This is a genomic window from Corynebacterium sp. KPL3927 (genome assembly GCF_040225835.1).
Classification (GTDB): domain Bacteria; phylum Actinomycetota; class Actinomycetes; order Mycobacteriales; family Mycobacteriaceae; genus Corynebacterium.
This window is the reverse complement of sequence record NZ_JBEHGD010000026.1, coordinates 14,905-27,078: the sequence shown is the minus strand read 5'-3', so window position 1 is coordinate 27,078 and position 12,174 is coordinate 14,905. Positions and strand designations below refer to the sequence as shown.

Below are 12,174 nucleotides of genomic sequence, written 5' to 3'. Positions count from 1 at the left end.
CCATGCACACAAAAATAAAAAATAAGTACATTGGCACACTATTGAGTTCTCAAACAACATCCACACACCACAAGAAAATTAACCAAACGTTAACCTCTTATCGGCGGCTCGCACTAACTTACCCAACAACCTGAACCAAGTCAAATCCTTGAACCAAGCCAGTACAAAAAGTCACTAAAAGTAACCAACCGGCTACCTCCCGGCGACTCGCTAAAATTTATACCACCCCACAACACAACGCAAACCCCCAGCACAGCATCGGTTTTTAGTGATAGCAAGCGATCTTTCCGTCGGGCCCATCGATTACGCGCACCGGAGTATTGAAGATAGGCGTCAGGATATCGTCGCGCATAATGTCCTCGGCTGGACCGAATTCGACAATCTGGCCGTCCTTGCAGGCACAGATATAGTCCGCGTAGCGGGCGGCAAAGTTGATGTCGTGCAGGACCACGATGACCGTGCGTCCCAACTCTTGGGCAGCCTCGCGCAGGTGGCGCATCATGTCCACCGAGTGCGAAATGTCGAGGTTATTCAGCGGCTCATCCAGCAATACGTAATCGGTTTCCTGGCACAGCACCATGGCTACGTACGCGCGCTGGCGCTGACCACCGGAAAGCTGGTCAAGGTAGCGGTGCTGCAATTCTTCCAAGTGCAGGAAGTGAATGTACTTAGAAATGACCTCTTCATCGTGTTTATTAAGCCGCCCCTTGGTATAGGGGAAGCGGCCAAAGCCCACGAGCTGGCGCACGGTGAGCTTCGTGACGAAGTGATTTTCCTGCCGCAAGATGGACACTATCTTCGCCAGGTCGGCGGACTTGCTGGACTGAATGTCATAGCCGGCGATTTCGATGCTGCCTTCATCCATGTCGAGCAGACGCCCGATCATGGTGAGCATCGTCGACTTGCCCGCACCGTTTGGCCCCACCAGCGCGGTGATTCCTCCCTGCGGGATGGTCAGGTTGAGCGGACCAATGGCGGTCTCGGCAGAATAGGTTTTAGAAACGTTCTTTAATTCGATCACAGTCGGCCCTTTCGCATAATGACAAACAGGAACACGGAGCCACCTACCAGCTCAATGATGATGGACACCACGCCTTGCGCGGAAAATACGTGCTGCATGAGGAAGTACGCCGCAATAAGCACGAGGAATGCTAAGCCCACCGCCATCGGAAAGATGTAGCGGTGATCGTAGGTATCGGCAAACTGATAGGCCAGCGTAGCCACCAAAAAGCCCAGGAAGGTCATGGGGCCTACCAGCGCGGTCGTCGTCGCCATCAATAGCGAGACCAACACCAGCGTGTAAATCGCATGCGCTTTGTGGTTCACACCCAGGTTGGTGCTGACATCGGCGCCCAAAGAAATCACATTGAGCTTGCGCGCATTGAGCACCAAAAGCGTAGTGGCGATGGCCACGATGGGGATGGCGATGGGATAGTACTCGGACTCTGCGTTATTGACGGAACCAAATAGGCGCGCAGTCAGTACGTCGAACTCGCTGGGGGTAAGCATGCGCTGCATAAAGGTAGAAAGCGAGCCCAAGCCACCACCGATGACCACGCCCACCAACAGCATGGCGTGCATATTCTGCTTCCTATTAGTCAGCAGCCACGAATAGAGCACCAGGGATAGCCCCACCATGACGGCCATTTGCATGAGGAAGGTGGGTACAGTGCGGGCATCGTTAAGCCCACTAGCCCCCAGGAAGAAAATGGTCGCGGTATTGATGGCAACGTACAGCGACTCAAAGCCCATGATGGATGGAGTCAAGATGCGGTTATTCGTCACGGTATGAAAAGACACCGTGGCCATGGCTTGACACACAGCGACGATCGCCATGGCGATGAGGGCATCGGCGCGGCGCTGGGCGATGAGCCAAAACTTGCGCGTACCAAATTCCATCGGATTGCCATAGGCCAGGTAGGCAAAGGCCAAAGCCGCAGCTAGGCCCCATACGCAGACTAGGGTGATCCAATATTTCTTTGGCGGGGCGGACATCTTAGTTCGCACGGGTCGACCTCACAATCATGATGATGAAGACGATGGCGCCGATGACGCCAAGAATGACCGAAACCGGCATCTCGAATGGGGCGATGATGACGCGACCCACCAGGTCACACACCGTGACGATACCGATGCCCAGCAGGCAGACCCAGGGAACGTTGGAACGCAGGTCGTCGCCGCGCACCATGGAGACGATATTCGGCACGATAAGGCCCAGGAAGGGCAGCGAACCCACGACGACGGTCACCACGCCCGTAGCAATGGCGATGAGGCCGGTACCCAGCAACAACATGCGGTTATAGTTCAGCCCGACGTTGGTGGCCACGTCCTCGCCCAAGCCAACGACGGTGAGGCGGTCGGCGTAGATATACACCGCCACCAGCACCAAGAGGACGATCCACAAAACCTCGTATTGGCCCTTGTACACCGCGGTAAATGAACCCATGAACCAGATTCCCAATTGCTGGAGCATATCGGTCATCAGGGCGAAAAACGTCGAGATTGCAGAGACCACGGCACCCAGCATGATGCCGATGATCGGCACGATGAGTGAGGAGCGCAGGGTCACCCGGCGCAGGAAGAGGAAGAATACGACGGTGCCCAGGAAGGAAAAGACCACCGCACCTATCATCTTCACCAGAATCGAGGACGTGGGCGCGACGGCCATGACGATAAGCAGGCCCAACCCAGCCCACTCCGTGGTGCCGGTGGTCGAGGGTTCGACGAAGCGGTTTTGGGTAAGCAGCTGCATGACCAGGCCGCTGACGGCCATGGCCGCGCCGGCCAGTACCAAGGCGATGGTGCGCGGCAGGCGGGTAATGCCGAACATGGCAGCGCCATCATCAGCGCCAAAAACGTCATATTGCCCGGTCAACAAAGAAGTAACGAGCAACGCGGCGACGATGAGTACGCCGAGGCCCAGCTTCCAATCCCAGACCTTTGTGCGGGTGGTGGTTTCCATAACTATCCTTTACGCACCTGAAAACCGGAGGGCACAAAATCCCTCCGGTTTCCGGTTTTAGTGGTGGCTAGTTCTTTTCAAACGCGTCTGCCATCGCGTTGAGCGTCTCCGTGAAGGTAATGATGTTTTCATTGGTGTAGGTATCCTGTGGAGCGGAAACGATCTTGCCTTCCTTAACGGCAGTCACGTTCTTAAGGGCCGCAGAATCCTCTACCAGCTTCTTACCAGGGGTGTAGCCTGCTTCGTCCTTGGCAACGGCACCATCGCGGTCCATGATGAGGATGTAGTCAGGGTTGGAATCAGCAATTGCCTCGACGGAGATGTCATCGCCCTCGTGGTCATCGCTGGCGTTTTCCACCTCGAGGGAAGGCTTCATGCCCAGCAGGTCAAAGAATGGCCCGAAGAAACGGCCCTTACCTGGGGCAATGTAGTTAATGTCGCCACCGGAAGTGTTAACGGCCATGACGGTCTTTTCAGGGTCGTAGGCGTCCTTAGCGCGGTCCAGCGCCTTGTTGAAGTCATCCACGAGCTTCTTTGACTCGTCTTCGTGGTCGAAGATCTGGCCGAGTGCTTTGGTCTGGCGAATGAGTTCTTCCGCCATGTCCTTATCGTCGCGCGGGGAGAAGTCCAGGACCGGAGTATCTTCCATCAAAGCCTCAATATCGGCCTGGTGCTGGGTGAAGCGCTGACCGTTGATGACGATATCCGGCTCTGCGGCAACCAGCGCCTCTAGGTCGGGCTCGCGGTGCATGCCCAGGTTGGCCTCGATCGTGTCTTCATTGATCTTGTCCGAGAGGGTATCCGGGACGATACCAAGCGGGGCAGCGACGATATTGACGTCCCAATCCGCGAGGATTTCGAAGGCGCGGTTATCCGTTACCGCGACGCGCTCGAACGGCACGTCCAGCTCGTGGGTGCCGTTATTATCTTCGATCTGCAGTGCGCTTTCCGATGTCCCCTTATTCGAACCCTGGTCCTCTTCTTCCGCAGTGCTACATGCGGTAAGCGCCAAGGAGGCGACAGCCACGACAGACAAAAGAGCGCGATGAATTTTCTTCATTGTGCTTTCCTTATAGACGAGAAATAAATGCCCCATTAACCTATCTTAAGTCACCCTAACCAATCAAGGGTGAGGGTAACCTTTCCTAAAGCACATCGTCCTGGCCATAGAATCGCGCTGCATTTGCGAAGAAAACGTCATCGGCATGTACCCCCGCGGCTTCCCCAATGAGCCGGAAATCCTCTACCGAAAACACCCGGCTCGCCCGCTGCGAGGGCAAATCGGTACCCGCCATAAGCGCCGTTGGATCAACGTCGACAATGCGGTGCACCACCTCCCCCGGATCGAGGTCCACTCGCCCGAATCCGGTGGCCTTGACCTTTACCCCGGCATCGACAAGCTCTAAAAGGCCATCTACTCCCTGGGCGCTCAGGCCCAGGTGGTCGATACTCACGGCTGGCAACTTCTTCAGCACTGGGGCCATATCGCCCACCGTAGCCGCATCCACATAGAGCTCCACGTGCCAGCCGGCCAGGTCATAAATCCGCCACGCCAGCTGCTCAAGGTCTTCCCGTGCTGCGCTGCTACCGCGCCGGAAGTTGAAGCGCACCGCCCGCACGCCTAGGCCATCAAGGCGGCGGATTTCAGCATCGGGGACATCGGCAGGCAGCTGTGTCACGCCTACGAAGTTATCCAACTCCCCCAGAGCTTCTGCCAGATACCCCTGGTCAAAGCCCTGAAAGGAACCGGAAACTACCGCGCCAGCGGTGATATCAAAACCCTCACTCCGCAGCTTTTCGCGCCATACGTCATAGGCCGGAACCAAAAACTCCGGCGGCGTATAACCCTGATTCTCCTGAATGGGGTGGGAAAAATCGATGATGTGGAGGTGGGAATCAAATACTCGCTGCATGGCCACTACCCTAGCCGCGCGCGGGGACTCTCATAAGAAAACCCCAGCTAGAACTGAATCCAGCTGGGGCTCTCGGTGGAGTTTCCGGGAACTGAACCCGTCTAAGCCATGGACGTTACTGGCCGAACTGTCACTTACCTGGACACCAGGGCGGCGAGAGTTGAGCCTAGTACTGAAGTGTCCCAGATTTTGTTCCGTGTGGATAGATGGGAGAATCTGGGACATTTCACTAACGTAAAGGACGCTTAGTATCCAATTGGGTACAAGCCGTCGACTATGGCACTAGCCTAAAAGTCAACTATTCCCCCCTTCCCCGTCCTAGAAGCAATCGCCGAAGCAATGGAGCCAGCACTACTCGCTAAGAAAGCTGCCTAACCTCGACGTTGAGCTTGATTTAATCTTTCAGGGGGTTAGTCCCTCCAAGCTTCATTTCGAATCGCTTATAGTCTTCGAGTGAAGCGAAATGCCGAGAGTACAAGTCAATGTCCTTTTCCACAGTCCCATACAAGGCAGGGGCAATATCTACGATGTGACGAACCTTTACTGAGCCATGTTCGGCGTCTCCTTCGTCTTCTTGTGCATGCGCCAACGCCTGTACACGCTCCGAGGCAGCTTCGTCCGTATCTGCATAGACGATATAAAAATCTTCACGGAAATAGCTCTTTTGCGTCCCGACACGAGACAGCTCGAATACCACTATTCCTACGTAAGGTTCCATGCTTCACCTTCTCTTAGTCGAGATCGTGCAACCTATCTCTGCTGACACAACGTGGAAGTGTTCACGTTCGTGAGTTTAACAAGTTTTTCAGGGTTAAACGACAAAATGTGTTGTTTTCTGGCGTGTCGGGGTAAACGACATTTTGTGTTGGTGGACTGCGTGGTTTAGGGCATGTGGCCTTTGCGTATTCCCATAGAGTGGTTGTAGGCAACTGTCGAAAGTTGCTGGTCGGCCGTATTCACGGCCGATGGTGGCTTGTGTTTCTTGGTTGGCTAGGGTGTGTGCTTTGGCTCGTGGGTCTGCGCCCTGATTCGCCCACTTTCCTGGGTCGGCCTCTAGCGCGAGTGACAGTGGCTTTACAGGCGTTCCATCGCCATCGCTGGTGCATAGGTGCTTGTAGTCCCGTATTTTGGTGCACACCTCGCTACAGACGGGGCATCGAGGATGATTCTTACTCATCCATTCATCGTGAACCTCAGCGCTTAGCACATCAGCACGCCCCCGGCGGTATTTCAGGTCCGAGGCTGCGTTATGTCTCCGGATAAGTGAAATAATCCTAATACCAGCAGGCCAGACGGGCTAAACATATAACTTCACCAACACATCCTGTCGTTTAGGCCGTTTTTCATCTGGTACCCCGATCAAGTAGTCACGATGACTGATACGGAATAAAAATAGCCCCTCACCTGCAAATGCAGGTGAGGGGCTCTCGGTGGAGTTGCCGGGACTTGAACCCGGGTCCTTCGTCACCTTGCCAGGGCTTCTCCGTGCGCAGTTCGCACATGATCTCTGCTCGGCCCTCCGGTTCGGGCGAACTCGTACCGGATGATGGGCCCAGTCACCAGTAAGAGTCCCATCTGGCCCTGATGACACAGCCAGACGGCAAGTTCCTTAGTCGATGCCAGGTTCTAGGTCAGGAACGAAACCTAGGCTGACAGACACGCGTCGCTGTAATTAGGCAGCGAGGGCGTAGTCACGCTGAGAGTTCTTCTCTGCGTTTATTTGTTTGCTACGACGCTTAAACGGTGGTCGATAGCCTTCACCGGCACGCTTCCCCTGGCGCAGTGTACGAAGTCGAAACCAAATCAACCCCATAGCACTGTAGGGACGGGATAGTGCATCATTCCCTACGGTTGTATTAACACTACCGCAGACGCTTTTATTTCTCCAAGTGCTCTTCCAACCACTCTTTTAAGACCACCGCGTGGTTAATCTCGCGGTCGGCGGCGCCAAAGAGCAGCGTCAGGTCCCCCTCCTTTGCCAAGGAGAGCAGCTGGGTGAGCTCCTCGGATTCGCGCTCATCGAGCTCGGCGCGGTAGCGGCGCGAAAACTCCTCAAAGGAATCTTCGTCGTGGCTCCACCACTTGCGCAGCTCGGGGCTAGGGGCCACGTCCTTGAACCACTCGTCATAGTCCAAGTCCGCTTTGGCGATGCCCCGCGGCCACAGGCGGTCTACCAATACGCCCGTCCCGGAAATGGAGTCTTCACCCTTGACTGCGTCGTGAACCTTTACCGTTTTAAGCATTAATCCCCTTCACACGGCGGCCGAGCTCGCGGGTGATTTCGCGGTTTTGGTCGCGCCGCTTGATGTCTTCGCGCTTGTCATAGTCCTGCTTACCTTGCGCGAGCGCCAGCGACAACTTCGCGTACCCATTTTTGAGGTACACCTTCAGCGGCACCAGGGTTTTATTGCCATTGCGCACCTGCCCGTAGAGCTTGTCGATTTCCCGACGGTGCAGCAAGAGCTTGCGGGTGCGCCGTGGGCTGTGGTTGGTCCAAGACCCCATCGAATACTCCGGAATGTGTAGGTTCCGCAGGTATACCTCGCCATTATCAATGGTGGCGAAGGCATCATTGAGGGAGATCTTGCCCTCTCGGAGGGATTTGATCTCCGTGCCGAGCAGGACGATGCCACACTCGAATTCTTCGAGGATCTTATAGTCGTGCCGGGCCCGGCGGTTGGTCGCAAGCGTGGCGTCCCCGGAAGCCGCCTTCTTATTCTTCTTGCCCTTTTTAGCCATAATTGCCTCAGTGTACTGCTCGTTTACCGCACCCGGCAAACGGCTTAGCGGCGGACATAGGAACGCAGGGTAATCTGCGCGGTGGCAGCGGTAACCGCCAAGGCGAGCAGCCCTACCAGCGGCAGGGCGAGCCACAGATCGCTGGACTTCATCGGTGCCAGCAACTGCGATTCATACAGGCCCTGCAGCGCAGGATCGATCACTTGGGATTTCGCCACGAGCAGCCCGGCGCCGCCCAAGACGACACCGATAAGCGAAGCGAGCACCGCTTCTACCACGAACGGTGCCTGCGTCATCCAGCGCGAGGCGCCGACCATGCGCATGATTTCGGTCTCGCGGGTGCGGTGGAAGGCGGCGATTTGCACCATATTGGCCACCAAGAAGATGGCCGCGATGGACATCACGATGGCCACGATGAAGGTGGCGGTGCGGATGGAATCAAGGTTGCTTGCCGCCTCGCGCACCTGTTCTTGCTGATCCACGACCTCTTCTACCGCCGGGTTATCCCGTACAGCATCGATGGCGGAGGCCTCCTCCGGGTCAACGAGACGCACGTGCAACGCTGCGGGTAGCGCATCCGGCGAGGTTTGTTCCACCATCACCGGGTCCGTGTCCTGGAATAGCTCGCGGAAGCGCTCGTAGGAGGCCTCCCGGTTGCGAAATTCCACGGACTCTACAGAACTGTCGGATTCCAGCTGTTCCTTTAAGTCCGCGCAGGCGGGCGTGGTGCAGTTTGGATCCGTGGCGGAAATATCCTCGTTGAGCTGCACCATGACCTCCACGCGGTCCAAGTAAATATCCTTCGTATCCTTGGTGAGGTTGGTGACCATGATGCCGGCAACCACGGCCCCGACAGAGATGGCCGTGGTAATGATCATCGCGATGGTCATAGTCAGGTTACGGCCCAAGCCCTTGCTGGCCTCGCGGAAGATGAATCCTAGCTTCATGCCTGCTCCTCCTGCGCCGAATAGGTGGCATTGTGTTCATCGCGAACGAGCGTGCCTTCGCGCAATTCCAGCACGCGTTTGTGCGCCTTATCCACGGCGCGGGAATTGTGCGTGGACATCACGACGGTGGTGCCACGCTTGTTGATGCGCAGCAGCAAGTCCATGATCCCGTCGGCGGTGGCGGGATCGAGGTTGCCCGTGGGTTCATCGGCAAGCAGCAGCTTCGGGCGATTGACCAAGGCGCGCGCGATGGCCACGCGCTGCTGCTCACCGCCGGAAAGCTCGTGCGGCATCGCGTGATGACGGTTTTCCAGGCCCACCATCTCCAATACCTGCGGCACCGCGGTGGAGATGCGGTGCTTGCTCTTGCCGATGACCTCCAAGGCAAACGCCACATTCTGGTACACGTTCAGCTTGGGAAGCAGCCGAAAATCCTGGAATACGTAGCCGATGGATTGGCGCAGGGCGTTGATGTCCTTGCCGCTCAGCTCGTTGACGTGAAAATCGCCGAAGTAAATATCGCCCGAGGTCACATTGCTGTAGCGCACCATGAGCTCTAGAAAGGTAGACTTTCCGGACCCCGAAGGTCCGATGAGGAAGGCAAACTCACCGTCCGCAATCTCAAAAGACACCCCATCGAGCGCGGGGCGGGACTGGGCGGAATACACCTTAGTCACGTTATTGAAAGTAATCACTCCGCCACTGTAGCAACCAAAGTTGACAGCAACCTGTGAACGCTATTTAGTGGTGTAGTCTAGAACACAAAATCTGGTGCGCAATGATGCCCGACCCGATCGACAGAAAGTGCCGATACTATGGCCGAGACCAAAACCAAAGAAAAACCGGAGAAAGCAAGCGGCTTTTTAGGCACCGTAGAAAAGATTGGCAATAAGCTGCCCGATCCTTTCTGGCTCTTCGTCATCCTCGCGATAATCGTCGCCATTACCTCCTGGATTGGCCACCTGATTGGCATGAGCGCCAAGGATCCTAAATCCGGCGATACCATCGAGGTTGAATCACTCCTGACCACCGAGAATATCTCGCGCATGGTCACAGACGCGGTGGAAAACTTCACGAGCTTCCCGCCGCTGGGCGTCATTCTTGCCGTCATGCTGGGTGTGGCCGTGGCCGAGCAGTCTGGGCTCTTGTCCGCGCTCGTGCGCGCCATGGTGACCAAGGTCAGCCCCAAGTTCCTTACCTTCATCGTCGCGCTGGCCGGCGTGACCGGTTCCGTGGCTTCGGATGCGATTTATGTCATCCTCATCCCGCTGGGCGCGATGGCCTTCCACTCGGTGGGCCGCTCCCCCATCGTGGGTGCCATGGTAGCCTTTGCGGCGTCCTCGGCGGGTTTCAACGCCTCGCTGATCCTCAACATTACTGACCTCCTGCTGGCCGGTATTTCCACTCCCGCCGCACAGTTTGTGGATGAGGCTTATGAGGTCAGCCCGCTGGCCAATATCTTCTTCGTCATCCCATCCGCCATCGTGCTATCGCTTATCATTACCGCCGTCACGGAATGGTTCATGGTGGAAAAGGCCCGCGACCTGGTCAACCACGACAAGATCAATTACGAGGAAGTATCCTTCTCCCAGGCCGCCGGCGCCGCTGATAACGATGCGGACGAGGACGCGGAAGAAGGCGACGTTGATTTCGAGGAAGAAGAAGACGAGCTGCGGGTAAAGCCGGAGGAGCAAAAGGGCTTGACCGCCTCTGGTATCGCGCTGCTCATCTTCCTCGCGGGATTCTTCGCCCTGCTCTTTATCCCCGGCTCTCCGCTGGCTAGCCAGGAAGATAGCTTCATGGAATCGCCGCTGATTAGTGCGATTGCGGTTCCCATTGCCCTGGCCTTTTTGGTTTGCGGCATCGTCTACGGCATTTACGCCGGCACGCTGAAGTCCGCCTCGGACGTGCCAGACTTTATGGCCAAGGGCATTAAGACCTTGGTCCCCATGCTAGTGCTCTTTTTCGCCGTCGCCCAGTTCTTGGCGTGGTTCCAGTGGTCCAACCTCGGTGTCTGGACCGCGATTAAGGGTTCTGAGCTGCTGCAGGCATGGTCGCTGCCGCCCATCTTGATGTTCGCCGCGCTCGTGGCCATGGTGGCAGTTCTCAACCTGTTCATTACCTCAGGTTCCGCGCAGTGGGCACTGATGGCGCCGGTGATCGTCCCGATGATGATGTACGTGGGCATCTCCCCCGAGGTTTCCCAGATGCTCTTCCGTATCGGTGACTCGCCGACAAATATCATCACACCGATGTCGCCGTACTTCGCCCTCGCGCTAACCTTCCTGCAGCGCTATTACAAGCCGGCGGGCGTTGGCACGCTGATGTCGCTGGCGCTGCCGTATTCCATCGCCATGATCGTTGGCTGGTTTATCTTCTTTATCGTGTGGTACCTGCTGGGTATCCCGCTCGGGCCGGGCGCCCCGATGCACTACCCGGCTTAAGCCTGCAGAGCGCGGTTGAGGTTAATCCTCGCCGCGCTCTTGTTGCATCCGCCACCGGATACCGGCTTCCAAGAAGCCGTCGATATCCCCGTCGAGTACCTTGGAGGGATCGCCCATTTCAAAATTGGTGCGCAGGTCTTTGACCATTTGGTACGGGTGCAAAACATAAGAGCGCATCTGGTTGCCCCAAGAGGCATTGCCGCCGGCGCCGAGCGCATCGAGCTCCGCCCGCTCTTCCTGGCGCTTGCGCTCCAAGAGCTTTGCCTGCAGAACCCGCATGGCAGAGGCCTTATTTTGGATCTGTGATTTCTCGTTCTGGCAGGTGACCACGATGCCGGTGGGGATATGGGTCAGGCGCACCGCGGAATCGGTGGTATTGACCGATTGTCCACCGGGGCCAGAGGAACGGTACACGTCCACGCGCACCTCGTTATCTGGCACGTCGATGTGGTCCGTTTGCTCCACCACGGGAAGGACCTCGACCTCTGCAAAGGAGGTTTGGCGCCGGCCCTGGTTATCAAAGGGCGAAAGGCGCACGAGGCGGTGCGCGCCCTGTTCCACGGAAAGCTGGCCGTACATGTATTCCCCGTGCACCACAAAGGTAGCGGATTTAATGCCCGCCTCCTCGGCATAGGAAATATCGTAAATATCCACCTTGTGATCGTGCTTTCCCGCCCAGCGGGTGTACATGCGCATGAGCATCTCCGCCCAATCGGCCGCGTCTACCCCGCCGGCACCGGAGCGGATATTGATCACGGCCTCGCGCGGGTCATATTCCCCGGAGAGCATGGTGGTTACCTCGAGGGATTCGATGGCGCTTTCCAGCTCAGCAAGGTCTTCATCGGCTACCGAGACGGTGCCTTCTTCCTCCGCGAGCTCGTACATCACCGGCATATCATCTAAGCGCCCGCGCAAGGATTCCAGTTTGCGGACCTTTGCCTGTGCTGAAGACAGCTCAGAGGTGACCTTTTGTGCGTGCTCGGGGTCATCCCATAGCGAGGGATCCCCAGCTTGGGCTTCCAATTCCCGAATGCGCGCAGCCAAGGCTTCCGGATCCATGACCTTTTCAATGGTGGTCAGGGTGGTGTCCAATTGCTTGAGCCGTGTAATTACTTCGGGACGCATAGGCTCCAATCTTACCCACCCACCCCACAGAATTAGCCATTGGT

General features: G+C 56.8%; 12 protein-coding genes, 1 other RNA gene and 2 pseudogenes. 1 reads left to right on the top strand and 14 read right to left on the bottom strand.

Annotated features, from left to right (window positions below):
* Positions 1-265: 265 nt before the first annotated feature.
* The 13 genes and pseudogenes from ABRP86_RS10395 to ftsE form a co-directional block, all read right to left on the bottom strand.
* On the bottom strand, positions 266-1,021 hold the full coding sequence (locus tag ABRP86_RS10395; protein WP_023028476.1) for an iron ABC transporter ATP-binding protein: 756 nt from the start codon (positions 1,019-1,021) through the stop codon (positions 266-268).
* Positions 1,018-1,995 (bottom strand): iron chelate uptake ABC transporter family permease subunit, encoded by a 978-nt coding sequence (locus tag ABRP86_RS10390; protein WP_349864179.1) that lies wholly within the window; start codon positions 1,993-1,995, stop codon positions 1,018-1,020. Before ABRP86_RS10390 ends, ABRP86_RS10395 begins: the two co-directional genes overlap by 4 nt.
* Before the next feature lies 1 nt (position 1,996).
* Positions 1,997-2,962 (bottom strand): ABC transporter permease, encoded by a 966-nt coding sequence (locus ABRP86_RS10385; protein WP_349864177.1) that lies wholly within the window; start codon positions 2,960-2,962, stop codon positions 1,997-1,999.
* A 67-nt stretch (positions 2,963-3,029) separates the two neighbouring features.
* Positions 3,030-4,022, bottom strand: coding sequence for a siderophore ABC transporter substrate-binding protein (locus ABRP86_RS10380; protein WP_502880315.1), 993 nt, complete (start codon positions 4,020-4,022; stop codon positions 3,030-3,032).
* An 85-nt stretch (positions 4,023-4,107) separates the two neighbouring features.
* Positions 4,108-4,875: an amidohydrolase family protein gene (locus ABRP86_RS10375; RefSeq protein ID WP_349864173.1), complete on the bottom strand. Its 768-nt coding sequence runs from the start codon at positions 4,873-4,875 to the stop codon at positions 4,108-4,110.
* Positions 4,876-5,269: 394 nt separating this feature from the next.
* Positions 5,270-5,593 (bottom strand): DUF4288 domain-containing protein, encoded by a 324-nt coding sequence (locus tag ABRP86_RS10370; protein ID WP_023025804.1) that lies wholly within the window; start codon positions 5,591-5,593, stop codon positions 5,270-5,272.
* A gap of 164 nt (positions 5,594-5,757) precedes the next feature.
* Positions 5,758-5,893, bottom strand: a pseudogene (locus ABRP86_RS11730) (IS1249 family transposase); the annotation flags it as partial.
* A gap of 37 nt (positions 5,894-5,930) precedes the next feature.
* Positions 5,931-6,052: pseudogene (locus ABRP86_RS11725) on the bottom strand (transposase-like zinc-binding domain-containing protein); the annotation flags it as partial.
* A 251-nt stretch (positions 6,053-6,303) separates the two neighbouring features.
* Positions 6,304-6,686: a transfer-messenger RNA gene (gene ssrA / locus ABRP86_RS10365) on the bottom strand.
* 66 nt (positions 6,687-6,752) lie between these two features.
* The gene (locus ABRP86_RS10360; protein ID WP_023025802.1) at positions 6,753-7,118 is read right to left on the bottom strand and encodes a DUF488 domain-containing protein; all 366 of its coding nucleotides are present in this window, start codon (positions 7,116-7,118) and stop codon (positions 6,753-6,755) included.
* Complete coding sequence (gene smpB / locus ABRP86_RS10355) at positions 7,111-7,614, bottom strand: SsrA-binding protein SmpB (protein ID WP_023016945.1); 504 nt, start codon at positions 7,612-7,614, stop codon at positions 7,111-7,113. The genes ABRP86_RS10360 and smpB overlap by 8 nt, the downstream gene beginning before the upstream one ends.
* Positions 7,615-7,658: 44 nt before the next feature.
* A complete protein-coding gene (gene ftsX, locus ABRP86_RS10350; protein ID WP_349864171.1) occupies positions 7,659-8,561 on the bottom strand; it encodes a permease-like cell division protein FtsX in 903 nt (300 codons plus the stop codon).
* Complete coding sequence (ftsE, locus tag ABRP86_RS10345; protein WP_023025797.1) at positions 8,558-9,256, bottom strand: cell division ATP-binding protein FtsE; 699 nt, start codon at positions 9,254-9,256, stop codon at positions 8,558-8,560. The genes ftsX and ftsE overlap by 4 nt, the downstream gene beginning before the upstream one ends.
* 120 nt (positions 9,257-9,376) lie before the next feature.
* Here ftsE and ABRP86_RS10340 point away from each other — a divergent pair, with 120 nt between their 5' ends.
* On the top strand, positions 9,377-11,005 hold the full coding sequence (locus tag ABRP86_RS10340) for an AbgT family transporter (RefSeq protein ID WP_349864168.1): 1,629 nt from the start codon (positions 9,377-9,379) through the stop codon (positions 11,003-11,005).
* A gap of 21 nt (positions 11,006-11,026) precedes the next feature.
* Here ABRP86_RS10340 and prfB read toward each other — a convergent pair whose 3' ends face one another.
* The gene (prfB, locus tag ABRP86_RS10335) at positions 11,027-12,130 is read right to left on the bottom strand and encodes a peptide chain release factor 2 (RefSeq protein WP_005277601.1); all 1,104 of its coding nucleotides are present in this window, start codon (positions 12,128-12,130) and stop codon (positions 11,027-11,029) included.
* Between the last annotated feature and the right edge of the window lie 44 nt (positions 12,131-12,174).